Annotated in this window: 17 protein-coding genes; all 17 read right to left on the reverse strand. The window is 46.2% G+C overall.

Translation table 11 applies throughout. From position 1 onward, the window contains the following. Nucleotides 1-28: 28 nt before the first annotated feature. Nucleotides 29-241, reverse strand: coding sequence for a 30S ribosomal protein S21 (gene rpsU, locus HMPREF3179_RS00495; protein ID WP_018026029.1), 213 nt, complete (start codon nt 239-241; stop codon nt 29-31). Between the two features lie 147 nt (nt 242-388). After that, the gene (locus HMPREF3179_RS00500; RefSeq protein ID WP_018026028.1) at nt 389-940 is read right to left on the reverse strand and encodes a phosphoribosyltransferase; all 552 of its coding nucleotides are present in this window, start codon (nt 938-940) and stop codon (nt 389-391) included. Between the two features lie 46 nt (nt 941-986). Next, on the reverse strand, nt 987-2,282 hold the full coding sequence (locus tag HMPREF3179_RS00505; protein ID WP_018026027.1) for an adenylosuccinate synthase: 1,296 nt from the start codon (nt 2,280-2,282) through the stop codon (nt 987-989). Between the two features lie 66 nt (nt 2,283-2,348). Beyond that, the gene (locus tag HMPREF3179_RS00510) at nt 2,349-3,512 is read right to left on the reverse strand and encodes an ATP phosphoribosyltransferase regulatory subunit (protein ID WP_070469251.1); all 1,164 of its coding nucleotides are present in this window, start codon (nt 3,510-3,512) and stop codon (nt 2,349-2,351) included. A gap of 11 nt (nt 3,513-3,523) precedes the next feature. After that, nucleotides 3,524-4,396, reverse strand: a complete 873-nt coding sequence (hflC, locus tag HMPREF3179_RS00515) for a protease modulator HflC (protein ID WP_018026025.1) — start codon at nt 4,394-4,396, stop codon at nt 3,524-3,526. 17 nt (nt 4,397-4,413) lie between these two features. Beyond that, nucleotides 4,414-5,790, reverse strand: a complete 1,377-nt coding sequence (hflK, locus tag HMPREF3179_RS00520; protein ID WP_070469252.1) for an FtsH protease activity modulator HflK — start codon at nt 5,788-5,790, stop codon at nt 4,414-4,416. Further along, entirely contained in the window at nt 5,780-6,871 is a 1,092-nt protein-coding gene (gene hflX, locus HMPREF3179_RS00525) for a GTPase HflX (RefSeq protein WP_036557690.1), read from the reverse strand. Before hflX ends, hflK begins: the two co-directional genes overlap by 11 nt. Nucleotides 6,872-7,038: 167 nt before the next feature. Then, entirely contained in the window at nt 7,039-7,284 is a 246-nt protein-coding gene (hfq, locus tag HMPREF3179_RS00530; protein ID WP_018026022.1) for an RNA chaperone Hfq, read from the reverse strand. An 80-nt stretch (nt 7,285-7,364) separates the two neighbouring features. After that, nucleotides 7,365-8,453: a histidinol-phosphate transaminase gene (hisC, locus tag HMPREF3179_RS00535; protein ID WP_070469253.1), complete on the reverse strand. Its 1,089-nt coding sequence runs from the start codon at nt 8,451-8,453 to the stop codon at nt 7,365-7,367. Nucleotides 8,454-8,540: 87 nt separating this feature from the next. Continuing rightward, a complete protein-coding gene (gene der / locus HMPREF3179_RS00540) occupies nt 8,541-10,040 on the reverse strand; it encodes a ribosome biogenesis GTPase Der (protein ID WP_070469254.1) in 1,500 nt (499 codons plus the stop codon). Continuing rightward, nucleotides 10,037-11,212, reverse strand: a complete 1,176-nt coding sequence (bamB, locus tag HMPREF3179_RS00545) for an outer membrane protein assembly factor BamB (RefSeq protein ID WP_018026019.1) — start codon at nt 11,210-11,212, stop codon at nt 10,037-10,039. The genes der and bamB overlap by 4 nt, the downstream gene beginning before the upstream one ends. Next, nucleotides 11,193-11,852, reverse strand: coding sequence for a YfgM family protein (locus HMPREF3179_RS00550; protein WP_018026018.1), 660 nt, complete (start codon nt 11,850-11,852; stop codon nt 11,193-11,195). Before HMPREF3179_RS00550 ends, bamB begins: the two co-directional genes overlap by 20 nt. A 6-nt stretch (nt 11,853-11,858) precedes the next feature. Then, nucleotides 11,859-13,166, reverse strand: a complete 1,308-nt coding sequence (gene hisS, locus HMPREF3179_RS00555) for a histidine--tRNA ligase (RefSeq protein WP_070469255.1) — start codon at nt 13,164-13,166, stop codon at nt 11,859-11,861. A 25-nt stretch (nt 13,167-13,191) separates the two neighbouring features. Further along, entirely contained in the window at nt 13,192-14,469 is a 1,278-nt protein-coding gene (gene ispG / locus HMPREF3179_RS00560; protein ID WP_070469256.1) for a flavodoxin-dependent (E)-4-hydroxy-3-methylbut-2-enyl-diphosphate synthase, read from the reverse strand. Nucleotides 14,470-14,474: 5 nt separating this feature from the next. Further along, entirely contained in the window at nt 14,475-14,999 is a 525-nt protein-coding gene (locus HMPREF3179_RS00565) for a helix-turn-helix domain-containing protein (protein ID WP_018026015.1), read from the reverse strand. Further along, a complete protein-coding gene (gene rlmN / locus HMPREF3179_RS00570) occupies nt 14,996-16,168 on the reverse strand; it encodes a dual-specificity RNA methyltransferase RlmN (RefSeq protein ID WP_231552469.1) in 1,173 nt (390 codons plus the stop codon). Before rlmN ends, HMPREF3179_RS00565 begins: the two co-directional genes overlap by 4 nt. A gap of 10 nt (nt 16,169-16,178) precedes the next feature. Continuing rightward, the gene (gene ndk / locus HMPREF3179_RS00575; RefSeq protein ID WP_018026013.1) at nt 16,179-16,586 is read right to left on the reverse strand and encodes a nucleoside-diphosphate kinase; all 408 of its coding nucleotides are present in this window, start codon (nt 16,584-16,586) and stop codon (nt 16,179-16,181) included. Nucleotides 16,587-16,630 lie beyond the last annotated feature (44 nt).

A 16,630-nucleotide genomic window follows, 5' to 3' on the forward strand; every position in this document is an offset into this window, starting at 1 on the left:
AACGATAATTACTCGTTTAGTACATCAATTAGTACATACGTGGAGGCAATTGCTGGCTGCGGATGCGCTTGTAGTGACGCTTAACGGCAGCAGCTTTTTTACGCTTACGCTCAGCGGTAGGCTTTTCGTAGAATTCGCGAGCGCGCAACTCAGTTAAAAGACCAGTTTTCTCAATTGTGCGCTTAAAGCGGCGTAAAGCAACTTCAAACGGCTCATTATCTTTAATACGTACTTGTGGCATAGACAATCAACTAAAAAGGTTTAATAAATGAAACTAAAATAATAGCCCTCTACTATAGCTTAAAACCATAGAAAAAGCAAGTAAATCTAGTACTTATCCGCCTAAAAAGCAGAAAATAAAGGGGTTTTGAGCGATTAAGCGACATAACTAGCTATCTGCGGAACTTGTACCCTTGCGGATCCAAGATTCTAACTGATGTGGGCGTAAACTATCATAATCCTCAAACGGCTGGTGTATCCAAGGGTTGGTAGGTAAATACTCACAGTAATAATCTGGCTGTACAGTAGCGTGACCCTTGAGCCATAGGACGGCTGAACGCATCTCCTCAATACTCGGAAATTCCTTTAGCAAATGCTCATAGACCTTTTGAAAAGTAAAGCCCGTATCCACCATATCATCGACCAACAGAATACGCCCCTCTAAACTACCACGTGTGATAGTAATAAACTGAGCAATATCTAAATGACCTTGCACTGTGCCCGCGGCCTCACGATAACTACTTGTCGCCAGAATACCCAGGGGCACATCAAAAATACGGGATAACACATCACCTACCCTAACACCGCCGCGAGCTAAACAAATAATGGCATCGAAGCGATACTTTGACTCATACACCTTGAGCGCTAGTTGTTCAATTAATCGGTGATAATCACTCCAACTAACCCAAAGGTCTCTATCCGTGCTTGGTGGCATGCCCATACGTGACCCCTCTTCTCTCCTTAAGAATATCCGTAAAAAACGCTAATTATAAACCGAAAGGATTATCTAACATAATCGTTTCTGAACGTTCAGGACCAGTAGAGATCATCGCTACCGGTACATCACATAACTCACCAATGCGTGCTACCAGTTTACGTGCATTTTCAGGCAAATCTTCATAGCGCTTAATACCCGCAGTACTTTCAGACCAGCCTGGCATCATTTCGATAATGGGCTGTGCCTCGGCTACCTTGTGAGCACCATAAGGCAACACATCTAAACGCTTGCCGTCGATTTCATAACCAACGCAAAGACCGACTTCCTCTAAGCCATCCAGCACATCAAGCTTGGTAACACAGAGACCATTAATGCCATTAATAATCACTGAACGCTTAAGCGCGGCGGCATCAAACCAACCACAGCGACGAGGTCGGCCAGTCACCGCACCAAACTCATTACCCTGTTTGGCTAAATGCCTACCGATATCACAAAACAACTCCGAAGGGAAAGGCCCCGAACCCACGCGAGTACAATACGCTTTCGTAATACCTAACACGTAGTGCAACTCTTGCGGACCCACACCAGCCCCTGCCGAGGCTTGACCAGCAATGCAATTACTACTGGTTACAAAAGGATAAGTACCATGATCAATATCTAGTAAAGCTCCCTGCGCACCCTCGAATAATAAGCGCTTACCCGCCTTTTTAGCCTCATAAAGTAGATACGATACGTCTGCCACCATTGGCTCAAGCACCTCAGCCAGCTCCTCACAGAGTGCCTTAACCTCGGCAAATGAGATAGGCTCAACCTGTAATTGATGCTCTAAAATGGAATTATGATAATCCACCGCCGCCCGTAATTTCTTCTCGAATACCTCTGGCATAAACAAGTCTTGCACACGCAAAGCACGACGCGCAACTTTATCCTCATAGGCCGGACCAATACCGCGACCCGTGGTGCCAATTTTATCGGCACCGCTTTGAGCCTCACGCGCCTTATCCACGGCAACATGATAAGGCAAGATCAAGGGGCAAGCTTCAGAAATCTTTAAGCGAGAGCGCACATCAATACCGGCACTCTCAAGCTCCTTAATCTCCGAAAATAATGCCTCGGGAGATAAAACCACGCCATTACCGATATAACAGACCGTATGCGGATGCATAATACCTGATGGAATCAAACGTAATACCGTCTTAACGCCGTTAATCCATAAGGTATGACCGGCATTATGACCCCCTTGGAAGCGCACCACACCATGCACCGATTCTGCTAACCAGTCAACAATCTTACCCTTGCCTTCGTCACCCCATTGGGTACCTATCACTACAACGTTCTTGCTCATATTTTAGATAAAAAAAAAACCGCAACTATGCTAGTCTATCGCAAAAATTGCATATTCGGCAGTAATTTAATTATTAATGCTTTTTAACTGCCATTGATCATTATCTAAGACCAATTCTTGCGTAAAGACATACTCCTCAATGGTTTGCTCAGTGTTAGGAAAAAGCTGTACCACAATCTGCCCCGCTTGGCGCAGCTGCTGGATGATGGCGAGCTGAGCCGCATCGTCAGTCCAAAGCGTTTTAATCGCTTCAGCAGGCTCAGCGCTGGCTAATCCTTGGACCAAACTACGCAAATTTAAACTAAAACCGGTCGCAGGACGTTCTCTGCCGAATGCCGTAGCCACCTTATCATAACGACCACCACGCACTAAGGCATTATGCCAACCCTCGGCATATAAAGCAAAGCTAATACCCGTGTGATAATCATAGCCACTAATATCGGCTAAATCGATGCTGAGCGTTGGATAACGCTGTGCAACCTGCTCTAGATCATTGAGTGCGCTATCAATCTCGGCTAACTTAGGCAAGCATTGACGCGCTTGCTCGAGTACCTCTTTACCACCATAAAGATTGGGTAATGCCAAGAGTGCCTTTTTAATGTCCTCAGGCACCTCGTCTAACTGATTTAAAAAGACCCGCAAACTAGTAATGGCTTTTTCACGCACAAAGGCGTTCAACTTATCAGCCTCAGACTCTAAAGCGGGATGGGAGGCTACCAGCGCTCGCATAATGCCAGGATGATTTAAATCCAAGGTCGCATTATGAATACCGGCCACTTTTAAGGTTTGATACGCCAAACCGATAATCTGTAAGTCCGCTTCTATACCTGCGTAGCCAAATATCTCGGCACCGATTTGTACCAATTCTCGGTCCCCGATCAGATCGTTGGGCTTAGTATGAAAAGCCACACCACAATAACAGAGACGCGTTACACCCTGACGATTAAGTAAATGTGCGTCAATACGCGTCACCTGTGGGGTAATATCGGGACGAATACCAATGGTGCGACCACTCAATTGATCTACTAGTATAGCGGTTTTAAGTGGTAAGTCATTGCGTTGTCCAGCAAAAAGGGACTCGGTAAACTCCACTAAAGGTGGTGCCACCAATTCAAAGCCACTGCATCGATACAGATCAAGTAGCTGACGACGCAATTCCTCAAGTCTACGCGCCTCTGCCGGTAGAATATCTGAAATAAATTCCGGTAATAACCAGTTACTAGCTCGCATCATTACTCCATCTACTCGCCAACTGGATTACCGAAGTATTTAAAGAAGCTGGAATCCGGCGAGACCACGATCGTATCTTCTTTATTAGCAAAAGATGAACGATAAGCATTTAAGCTATTAAAAAAGCTAAAAAACTCAGGCTGCTGCGAATACGCTTCGGCATAAATTTTGGTTGCTGCGGCATCGCCAGCACCACGTACCGCTTCGGCTTCGGCTTGCGCTTGAGCAATAATTTCGGCTACTTGACGATCCGCCTCCGCACGAATACGCTCACTTTCTGCTGCCCCGCTGGCGCGAAGACTATTCGCCTCCTGCTTACGCTCAGCCTGCATACGAGAATAGACTGAATCAGAAACCTCGGCTGAGAACTCAATCCGTTTTAAGCGCACATCAACCACCTCGATACCTAGCGGAGCCGCACGAGTAGAAATATTTGCCAAAATTTCCTGCATCACCACATCACGATCAAAGGAAATCACCGCTCTCACAGTTCGTACGTTAACCGCTGCGTTAAGCGCATCACGGATTTGTGCGGCCAAACGATCCTGCGCAGCTTGGGTAGAGTTACCAAAAGAAATGTAGTAAAGACGAGGATCAGAAATACGCCACTTAACGTAGGAGTCAATAATTAAGTTCTTTTTCTCAGACGTTTGAATGCGCTCAGCATCTCTGGATTCAATTGACTGAATACGCTTATCCAAGAATACCACATTGGCAAATGGGGCCGGCATTTTGAATTTTAGGCCCGGCTCTGTCTCCGTGCGCTGCCATTCACCTAGTTTAAACACCAAGGCGAAATTACGCTCATTGACCGTAAACACACTAGAGGAAATGATGATAAATGCAAGCCCTAGTAATATTGCCCAAAAAACAGGTCTTTTCATAACTAACTTCCTCTTAATTAACGGCGCGCCGACGCTTCGCGATCACGACTTAAATTACGGCTACGATACTCGGCCTCAGTAGAGGCACTGCTAGCGGTGCTGTGCGATTCATTGGCACTGCCATGCTCAAAGGACGAGGCATCACTCGCAGACGCTTGCTGCGGCGCTGGCACAGTACGAGTGGTAGCAGCAGGTTTGCGATTTAAAATGCTGTCCAAAGGCATAAACATCAGAGGATTATTTTGCTGTTCAGCCGTATCAAGCATCACCTTAGAGGCATTAGAATAGATTTCGCCCATGGTGCTGATATACATACGTTCGCGTGTCACCTCAGGTGCTGCCGCATACTCAGACGCGATTTGCTTAAAGCGCTCGGCTTCACCGATGGCCTCACCCACCACCTTGGCACGATAACCCTCAGCACTTTGTAATAAGCGAGAAGCACGACCGTGAGCCTCTGGGATGACGCGACTAGCATAGGCCTGACCCTCGTTTTTCTGGCGCTCGTTATCCTGACCTGCCTTAATCGCATCTTCAAAAGCGGCCTGCACTTGCTCCGGCGGCTGTACGTTTTGAATCGCCACGGTGATCACCTCAATCCCCGTATTGTACCGGTCTAAAATCACCTGCATTAAACGCATCACATCTTGCGCCGCTTGAGTACGACTTTCGTAAAGAATATTATTCATTGATTCCTTACCCACCACCTCGCGCATAGCGGTTTCAGCCGCTTGGCGTACCGACTCGTCAGGGTCAGCGGTGGCAAATAAGTAACTCGCCGCAGGACTTAAGGCGCGGGTATTAACATCCCCATTTTCCACATCGGCCACACCCGCCTTGATGCGGTACTGTACATCAAATTGCACATCGACGATATTTTCATCCTCGGTCAGCATCAAGGCTTCAGGTAAAACCTTGTTGCGAGAGTTTTCACGGTAACCAATAGAAAAGGCACGGACATTAGCAATATCAACATGCTCCACACTTTCGATTGGTTGTGGGATATGCCATTGAAAACCAGGCATCACCGTACGTTTATACTCACCGAACTGGGTTATAACGCCAACTTGACCCTCACGAATAATAAAAAAGCCACTAGCCAACCACAATAACAGACCGACAATTAAAGCAAATACAATGCCTTTACGGAAGAAATTCGGTGATAAGGGTTTGCCAGAACGGCCGCCTGCCGGTCGTGGACCCTGGGGGGAACCGCCGCGATTACCACCGCCAAAGAGTGATTTAAACTTTTGTTCTACATCAGACCAAACCTGGTCTAAATCGGGTGGACTATTAGGTCCCTCTTGTGGTCGCTTAGGCTCACGTGAACCCTCATCGCTTTGAGGCTTTTTGCCCCAACCCGGATCATTTAAATTAAAAATCTTACTTAGCATCAATAGTTTTCTCTAATTGCTGTTTAGTTAGAACGATAGCCTCTCTAAGAAACTCTAAACCACTGCGCTCGGCGGCGCTTAAAAAGACACGACTAACACGGCCGGACTCATCCAATTCCAGTCTAGGCTCCTGCTCAGTCAAATCAGTCTTATTGTAAACAAGAATGGTGGGGATGTGTTGCGCACCAATCTCTTGTAGAACTTTATTTACTTCAAAAATCTGCTCCTCTTTTTGAGGGCTACTACTATCAATCACATGCAGTAATACATCGGCATATAAACTCTCCTCAAGCGTGGCCTTAAAGGCCTCAATTAAGGTCGTCGGCAATTCACGAATAAAACCCACCGTGTCTGATAAAGTTATCTGCCCCGCCCCTTCTATCCAAACACGCCGGGTGGTGGTATCCAGCGTAGCAAAGAGCTGATCGGCGGCATACGCATCAGCCCGCGTCATGGCATTAAATAATGTGGACTTACCGGTATTGGTATAGCCCACCAAAGACACCATAAAGGTACCACTACGCATACGTTGACGACGTTGATTCTCACGCTGCTTACGCACCTTTTTAAGACGTTCGCCCAAGGCCTTAATGCGTCCACCAATAATACGTCGGTCCAATTCTAGCTGAGTCTCACCGGGACCACGGGTGCCAATACCGCCCTGCTGCTGTTCGAACTTGGACCAAATCATACTTAATCTGGTACGCATGTACTGTAATTGCGCAAGCTCTACCTGAATCTTACCCTCATGGCTTTGCGCTCTAAGGGCAAAAATATCCAAAATCAGTGCCACTCGGTCGACCACACGGCAATTAAACTCCTCTTGCAGGTTGCGTTGTTGTGCTGGTGATAAGGGTTGACCAAAAATAACGATCTCTGCACTAGCCGCCTTTGCCAATGCCACCGCTTCCTCAACCTTGCCCTTACCAATAAAAAAGGCAGGATCCGGACGCTCTCGATTAGCCACTAGGGTGCCGACAATCGTTGCTCCTGCACCTTTGGCCAACATGATTAACTCCTCGTGATGGGCTTGGAAATCAAGATCGCCATAAAGATTAACGTCAACAATAAATGCTTGCATTGTAGGTGCGTGTATGGGAGTCTCCCTCAAGGTAGTAAGTAATAGAAATAAACTAATATACCGGGCTATTAACAATAAAAGCCCGCGTAAAAAGCGGGCTTATTACGGCTAAAAAAACTTGGTAATCGTCGTCATACCAAGTGCTCTCTGTATATGTTAGGCGTGGCTTAAGCTTCAGCCTCCGGCTCCCCTTCGCCCTGTAAATTAACGGCACGGGCAGGAACCACTGTTGAAATAGCGTGCTTATAGACCATTTGTGTTACGGTATTTTTTAATAACACCACATACTGGTCAAAAGACTCGATTTGACCTTGTAGCTTAATACCATTAACTAAATAAATTGATACGGGGATATGCTCTTTACGTAGTGTGTTTAGGAAAGGATCTTGTAATGATTGTCCTTTATTGCTCATGCTTGAGACTCCGTTAGTATTTATATGATTAAAATTGTAATTATGTAATGGAAGCTATTACTTTAACACTTTTTAAAGGCTTATTTAGTGTCGGTAGCACTAAAATAATCATTTAAGGCCTTAACTAAAGCATCACACGCTTCCTTAAGACCGATTGTAATTCTCAGATATGGGGCGCAACGCTCTGTTTTAAAGTGACGCACTAAAATTTTTCTTTCCCGTAAAGCGAGCGCCAATGCCTCTGCATCATGTGCAGGATGGGTTACAAAGAGGAAATTTGCCGATGAGGGCAGCACCTCAAAACCTAAGGCCTTTAAATCCGCACTGAGTTCATCACGCCACCGGATGATTTTTTGACGAGTTTCTTGAAAATAATCATCCGCTTGAAATGCAGCAATCGCCCCAGCTTGTGCTAAACGATCGATAGGATAGGAATTAAAGCTATTTTTGACACGGGTTAAGGCTTGAATCAAATCCACCTGGGCAAAAGCAAAACCCACTCTCAAACCCGCTAAGGAACGTGATTTTGATAAGGTTTGAAAAACAATCAAATTGGCATAATCCTTAATCAAACGGATCGCCGTCTCGGCGCCAAAGTCAACATAGGCCTCATCCACTGCTACCAGGATATTGGGCTGCGCTTTTAGGAGACGCTCAATCTCATCTAGCCCCAGCGCCACACTGGTCGGTGCATTAGGATTTGGAAAAATAATACTGGAAACCTCTGCTGGATCTAAGGCACAGTAATCATCAATATTGATACGATAATCCTCAGTCACAGGCATCGTCGCAAAATCAATCTCATATAAACCAGCATATACTGGGTAGAAACTATAGGAGAGATCCGGAAATACCAGTTTTTTACCTGGATGACAAAATAACGCGTTAAAGGCATGTCCTAAAGCCTCATCGGAGCCATTTCCAACAAATACCTGCGCTGCTTCAATCCCGTAGTAATCGGCTACTACCTGGCGCAGTTCTTCCGACTCAGCCGGTGGATATAGCTGTAATGCACCGTCCGCAGCTGCTTTAATCGCAGCCACCACCGCCGGCGCTGCAGGAAACGGCGATTCATTACTATTTAACTTAATAAACTCTCCCTCTTTAGGCTGCTCGCCTGGCACATAGGGCTGTAATGACTCAACAAAGGGGCTCCAAAACTTACTCATGCTTAACTCAATCGTGACTTTATAAACAGGATAGAATTTAACTAAAATAGCCTACTAAACCCTTGAGGTCACAGGCTATTTTATAATTTAAATATAGGGATTACGGGAGGATTTGAAATGAATCCTCAACGGTGTGCCGTCCAATTTAAACGCCTTACGAAAACGCGTTTCCAAATAACGACGATAGGAATCTGGCACCGCTTCCAACTGATTACCATGAATCACAATCAATGGCGGATTTTGACCACCCTGATGGGCATAACGCAATTTAGGGCGGAAAATCCCCTTGCGGGGTGGCGCTTGTTGCTCAACCGCCTCACGCAAGATGCGGGTTAATTTAGGCGTAGAAAGCTTAAGAAAAGCAGCTGCATGGGCTTCATTTACTGAACGCAATAAAGCACCGATACCGCGTCCCTTAAGGGCAGAGATTTTATGCATCTTGGCAAAGCTTAAAAAGCGTAATTTACGATTAAACTCACGCTCAATCCACTCTTTGTTATAGTCGTCCAAGCCGTCCCATTTATTAATTGCGACGACCAAGGCGCGACCGCTTTCCATAACAAAACCGGCAATATGCGCATCCTGCTCAGATATTTCAGTCTGTGCATCCAACACTAAAACGACCACATTCGAAGCCTCAATGGCTTGCAATGTTTTAATTACAGAGAACTTTTCAATGCTCTCAAATATGCGTCCTCGCTTGCGCAAACCAGCTGTATCAATGAGGGTATATTTACGATCACCATGATTAAATTCAATCTCAATGGCATCACGCGTAGTACCGGGTAAATCATAGGCAATCACGCGCTCTTCACCCAGCAAGGTATTAATTAACGTGGATTTACCGACATTAGGACGCCCGACAATGGCTAATTTAATACGATGATCGTTAAAAGCCGCCGTTGCAGATTCGGCTGCCTCAGCCTCATGTGGCAGCAGCTCATCAACGTCAAGCGCATCTGCCTCTTGTTCTAAGGCAGCAATGGCCTCTTCGCTAAGCTCTGCCTCCGGATCGTACAGCTCATCCAGAGAGGACTCTTCCGCATCAAGACTAATTAAATCCTCGTGCTTAGCATAAGTTTCATGTGCCTTGTCGAGTGCCAAATCAATCAGCTGCTTAACACCATCACCATGGGCCGAGGAAATTTGATAGGGCTCACCTAAACCTAACTCATAGAATTCCGCTGCAGCCTGCCCCGCTTGCATACCCTCAGCCTTATTCACAGCAAGAATCACCGGTCTACCAATACGGCGAATTTTAACTGCAATATCATGGTCATGACTGTTAATACCAGCACGAGCATCTACTAAAAAGATAACCACATCAGACTCGATGATGGCTTGCTCGGTTTGTCTGGCCATTTCGACCAGAATACCGCTTTTCGTTTCAGGCTCAAAGCCGCCCGTGTCAATCACCAAATACGGTGAATCACCTATCCGCCCTTCACCATAGTGACGGTCGCGCGTCAGACCGGGGAAGTCGGCTACAATCGCATCGCGTGAGCGTGTCAGACGATTAAATAAAGTGGATTTACCAACGTTGGGACGACCAACAATAGCCACTACAGGTTTAAATGTTGACCTCACTGCGCACCTAGCATAACTAAACGACCACCACCCGTTTGTACAAGCACACCATAGGGAGTGGCAGTCAACGGTGATTGAATAGCGCGACTATCGCCTACCGAAATACGGCCCTGTAACTGACCTGTATTAGGCTCGTAGAAGTGCACATAGCCCTGGTAATCACCAACAAAAACTTTATTGTTAAAATAAACCGGATTAGTTAAACCGCGATTCCGCAATTCATTATCCTGCCAAATAATCTCGCCGCTCGCACCGTCTAAGGCAGTCACTTCACCGTGCATACCAGAGGCAAATAGGCGATTTTGATAGGCGCCTAAACCAACCGAACTAGAAAAAGGACGAGTCCATTTTAGTTGAGGGGCCACTTGAGCACTACCGCCTTGATAACATAAAATCGCCCCTTGATAGCTGTTAGCGCATACCGCATCAGACACTCGTACCGGCAAACCAACAACATCAATGACCGAATCTAAATCGGTCGCACCGATCGCTGAACTAATTTTAATATCCCATAGCGGTCGACCATCCGCTAAATTAAGTGCCACAATACGTCCTACTGGCACCGGCACAATCACTAAGTTGTCCACCACAATCATGCGGGTATCAGTCTTTAGTGATAGCAGTGCATTGGTACGCATGTATGACCACTGCAATTCACCGCTTTGGCGATCAAACCCTTGGACACGATAATCATCATTACGCACAACGATCATATTAGCGGCAACCACGGGTGGTGTTGAGCTTATAGTTGAGGTCTTACTTTCCCATAACTGCGAACCGCTGGCTGCATCCAAAGCAATAACACGACCATCACGCGTGGTGACGACAACGACTTGACCATCGGTACCCACGCCCGCCGCTAACTGCGTGCCTATATTTGTATTCCAGCGAACAGCGCCATTTGCTAGGGCTAGACGCGCAACTTGACCGTTTGGCGTTGCTGCAAAGACCTCATCACCCAACACGATAGGAGCAAAACCATGATCACCCGCAGAACCAATCGCTTGGGACCACACCAGATGACCCTGTGCAGTTTGCTCATAACTCGTTAACTCCACCGGGTCAAAACGACTTTCGGATGAAAATAAGCCGCAAGCACTTAAACTCATGGCACTCAGTGCAGCCACAGCAAATAAACGAGTTGATTTGAATTTAGCTTTGAGGTTGCTCATTTACCCCTCCTAATACATTAAGCTTGAACTGTACTGTCTGAATGAATTCAGCGCTTACGCCGGCAGTTTGTATTGCTTGAGACCATTGCTCAAGCGCACTCTTGAGCTCACCTTGAGCAAAATAGATATCACCGCGTTTATCAGCAAACAATGCCTCGTAACCACTGACATCCTGCGTTAATAGACTGAAAGCTGAATCATACTTTTCTTGATTCGTGTACAAGGTCGCTAATTGCAACTTGGCCGCACCTTGTAATTCTGGATGCTTATTAGCAGCATCTAACACACGCTGTAACTCGGCCTCAGCCTGAGCATCATCACCCTTATCAGCATAAGCACGTGCAGCCAACAAGGCCGCACGACCGGCGTAGACATTAGCACTGTACTTATCTTGTAAGATTTGATTAGCCTCTTGCAAACGACGTAAACTGGCCTCATCTTTGGCTTTATAGGTGCTATTTACAATATCATAATAGGCCAGCGCATTACGTGTTTGATAGCTTTGGTACCAGTTCCAGCCATACCAGCCTAAAATAGCCAATAAGATAACAAGTATCAGACCACTGAGTAGATTACCCCAACGCTCCCACCATGCCTTAAGCCGGTCAATTTTTTCCTGTTCTTCTAAATCAAAAGCCATGCTTTACTACTTCCTTTCTGCTAACACCTGAACCAAATCGGCTTGAGGCACCTCAAACTGATGTTCAATAGTACCATTTTCTGTCGCACGTAACGGCTTAAGTGCTACTTTATTCTGTGCTAATTCTTCCTCGCCGATCACGACCGCCCAGCGAGCACCGCTGAGGTCAGCCCGTTTGAATTGTGATTTAAAGCCACTTGAACCGGCGTGAACCATCACTTTCCAACCCGCATCACGACATTTTTCAGCCAATAAGGCAGCTACCTGTGAAGCCTTTTCGCCCTGATGCACAAAATAAATTTCTGTTTCTTGCGGACTCTGAAATACACCCTGCTCATCAGCTAACTCTAATAAACGTTCTAAGCCCAAACCAAAGCCTACACACGGGGTCGCTTTACCGCCTAAGAGCTCAAATAAACCATCATAGCGACCACCACCACACACAGTACCCTGGGCACCCAAGGCATCAGTCACCCACTCAAAGACTGTGAGGTTGTAGTAATCTAGACCTCGCACTAAGCGTGGATTAATAACATAATCAATACCTGCTTGCTGCAGACGTTCACATACCGCCTCAAAATGCGCTTTAGACTCTGCCCCCAAATAATCAAATAATTTAGGTGCATTATTAGCCATCTCTTGCATGGTGGGATTTTTAGTATCAAGCACACGCAAGGGATTACTATACATACGACGCTTAGCATCTTCGTCTAAAATAGCCACATGCTTTTCCAAATAGGCAATCAATGCCTCACGGTGCTGTGCACGCTCAGCACTTTGACCTAAACAATTAAGCTCTAAACGAATATTAGTTAATTTTAATTTACGCCATAAACGGGCTAATAATAGGATGATTTCCACATCCATATCCGGCCCATCGAAGCCCATCGCTTCGACTGACAATTGGTGGAATTGACGATAACGACCCTTTTGTGGGCGTTCATGTCTAAAAACCTGCCCCATGGCATAAGCCCGCAGCGGACGCTCATATAACAGATTATGCTCAATAGCGGCTCGCACCACGCCAGCAGTAAATTCCGGACGCATCGTCAACATATCCTCAGGGTCGACTTTATCAGCGTCTTTTTTCATGGTGAAGGTGTACATTTCCTTTTCTACAATATCGGTCACCTCACCAATACCTCGTGCAAATAAACGGGTTTGCTCAAGAATGGGGGTACGGATATTTTGATATCCATATTGTGCGAGTAAGGATTTGATGATACTTTCTAGTTGCTCCCACTTATAACTTTCATTGGGCAAAATATCATTCATGCCGCGAATGGCATGAACTTTATTAAAGGTTTTTGACATAAGAACGATTTGTAAATAGTTTTAATTAAGACTTTTGACCATAACGCTGCTCAACATATGCTTCGACAATCTGTTGAAACTCTTCAGCGATACCCTCACCCTTTAGCGTCATGCGACGCTCGCCGTCAATAAATACTGGCGCCGCAGGCACTTCACCAGTGCCCGGTAGGCTAATACCGATATCTGCATGGCGACTTTCTCCAGGGCCATTTACCACACATCCCATCACCGCCACATTCATATTTTCAACACCGGGATAGCGTTGACTCCATTCAGGCATACTTTTTCTTAAAAACTGCTGAATGCTATCCGCCAACTCTTGGAAAAACGTACTGCTGGTACGACCGCAGCCAGGACAAGCGACCACCATCGGTGTAAAGGCACGCAGTCCCATAGATTGGAGCATTTCCTGTGCCACAATCACTTCATTAGCGCGATTGCCGCCCGGCTCAGGTGTTAATGAAATACGAATGGTATCACCAATCCCCTCTTGCATCAGTACTGCTAAGGCAGCCGTCGATGCGACGATGCCTTTAGAGCCCATCCCTGCCTCAGTTAAACCTAAATGCAAAGCATAATGACAGCGAGTAGCGAGATTACGGTAAACGGCAATTAAATCCTGCACATGACTGACCTTGCAAGATAAGATAATTTTATCTGCGGTCATACCCAATTCCTCAGCGCGCATAGCATTGCTAATAGCCGATACAACCAGCGCTTCACGCATAACGGCCTGCGCCTCCCAAGGTTTGGCACGATGATTATTTTCATCCATCATCTTGGCCATCAAGTCCTGATCCAGGCTACCCCAGTTCACCCCAATGCGTACTGGCTTATTATTTTTGAGAGCGACCTCAATCATTTTGGCGAAATTATCATCGCGACGCTTGCCACCACCCATATTGCCGGGATTAATACGGTATTTTGAAAGGGCTTGAGCACATTCGGGATAATCACTTAACAACTTATGACCGTTATAGTGAAAGTCCCCCACCAAGGGTACATTAATGCCCATCTTATCAAGCTGCTCACGAATGGCTGGCACTTCTTTAGCCGCATCCGGTGTATTTACCGTAATACGCACTAACTCAGAGCCCGCTAAGGCTAATTCCTTGACCTGAATTGCTGTCGCAATCGCATCCGCCGTGTCAGTATTGGTCATGGACTGCACGACCACCGGGGCTGAGCCACCAACAGCAACAATCCGGTCCTGCCATTGAATGTTGACTTGGTGTGTATGGTGCCGTCTTAGTGGACCAACAGTAAATGGTTTATCACTCAACTCAAGATTTGTTTTTATCATCGTGTTTAAACAGCCTCAAACCAGTCTTTGACAAAGCCCAAATTGAGGTCATCAAAGCTAATCGCACCCTGCCAAAGCGCCACACCCAGCGCGATCACAATCACTAATAACAACAAGAAAATGATGGTAAAAATGGAAAAACCACCCCCTTTAGATGCTCCGGTCGGCGTAGGCGACATACGATAATCCAGACTACTGACTAAATTTGACTTGGAGGCCTTAGCAACAGCGGGCTTATTACCCGTTTCACGGGTCAACATTTCAAGCGCTAACGCAGGATCAACGTCTAAAGCCTGGGCGTACTTACGCACCAAGGCGCGTAAAGCAAAACCCTGAGGTAACAAATCCCAGTTTTTATCTTCAAGTGCTTGTAATTGACGCTTACTATATTTAGTCACATTAGCCACATCCTCTAAGCTTAAATTCTTACGAAGACGGCTGGCATGCAATAAACCGCCTAAGGAATCCGCTAATTCGGGCTGTGGCGCAGATTCTTTGCTTAAATCAGGCATTTGATCTTGAGGGTTCACTTTTGTACCTCGTATATTGGAATAACCCCATCGGCAACGGGAATCACCTCGTCACCACGGCGCTTTTGAGTAATTCTGGAGCGATCCTTAACATCACCCGCTAATTGACCACAGGCAGCATCAATATCATCACCACGTGTCTTACGCGTCGTTGTGATCACACCAGCCGCTTGTAGACGCTCGGCAAAAGCTCGCACTCGATTATTGGAAGAGCGCTTCAAACCAGATTGCGGGAAAGGATTAAATGGGATCAGATTTAATTTGCAACGCACCTCTTTAGCGATTGCAATTAATTCATCTGCATGCTGATCGGAGTCATTTACCCCATCAAGCATAATATATTCAAATGTTATGAAATCACGGGGCGCATGTGCTAAATAACGGTTACAAGCAGCAAGCAGCTCACGTAAAGGATACTTTTTATTTAAAGGGACCAAACGATCGCGTAAATCGTCATTTGGCGCATGCAATGAAACAGCCAAAGCCACGGGACAATCCTCAGCCAAACGATCCATCATCGGCACCACGCCAGAGGTGGAAACCGTCACCCGACGACGTGATAGGCCGTAAGCATTATCCTCAACCATTAATTTTAAGGCGGGCAATAACTCGCGATAGTTAAGTAAGGGCTCACCCATACCCATCATCACGACATTGGAAATGACGCGTAATGGTTCAACAGGCAATTGCCCATCGGTGCGTGCAGCGGATTGATTCTTGAGTAATTCAGCTCGCGCATACCAAAGCTGAGCAATTATCTCAGCCGTGGTGAGATTGCGGTTAAAACCCTGATAACCGGTTGAGCAAAAAGGACATGCCACAGTACAGCCAGCTTGACTTGAAATGCACAAAGTACCGCGATCATCCTCAGGAATAAAAACGGATTCGATGGCGTTATTATCGCCCACATCGAACAGCCATTTGCGCGTACCATCGCTAGAAATTTTATCCACGATAGGCGTAAGCGTGGCTACGGTGTAGCGATTTTGTAGCTCAGCACGAAAGTCCTTGGCCAAATCGCTCATACATGCAAAATCGGCTTCGCCGCGCTGATGGACCCAGCGCAGCAACTGCTTAGCACGAAAAGGCTTATGCCCTGCCGCCTGTAGTTCGGCGGTCAGGGCGTCTAAATCTAAGCCTAATAAGTTTTGCTTTTCAGTCATTGAAATAAAAATTGTATTACTTAGCGAAGAAGTACTCAATTTCAACGGCAGCCGTTTCAGGGGCGTCTGAACCATGTACTGCGTTAGCATCAATACTCTCAGCGAAATCAGCACGAATAGTGCCTGGCGCTGCTTCTTTAGGGTTGGTCGCACCCATCAATTCACGGTTTTTAGCAATCGCATTTTCACCCTCTAAGACCTGCACAAACACTGGACCAGAAATCATGAACTCAACTAAGTCATTAAAGAAAGGACGCTCTTTGTGCACTGCGTAGAAACCCTCTGCATCAGCGCGAGATAACTGCACCATTTTTGCTTCAACCACTTTAAGACCAGCTTTTTCAAAGCGAGAAATAATCTCACCAATCACATTTTTAGCGACAGCATCAGGTTTGATAATAGATAAGGTACGTTCAACCGCCATGGTTTGCTCCCAAATAAAAGTTTAATAGTAAAAAACAGATAAAA

This window comes from Oligella sp. HMSC09E12, from assembly GCF_001808505.1.
In the GTDB taxonomy this organism is placed as follows: Bacteria; Pseudomonadota; Gammaproteobacteria; order Burkholderiales; family Burkholderiaceae_B; genus Oligella; species Oligella urethralis.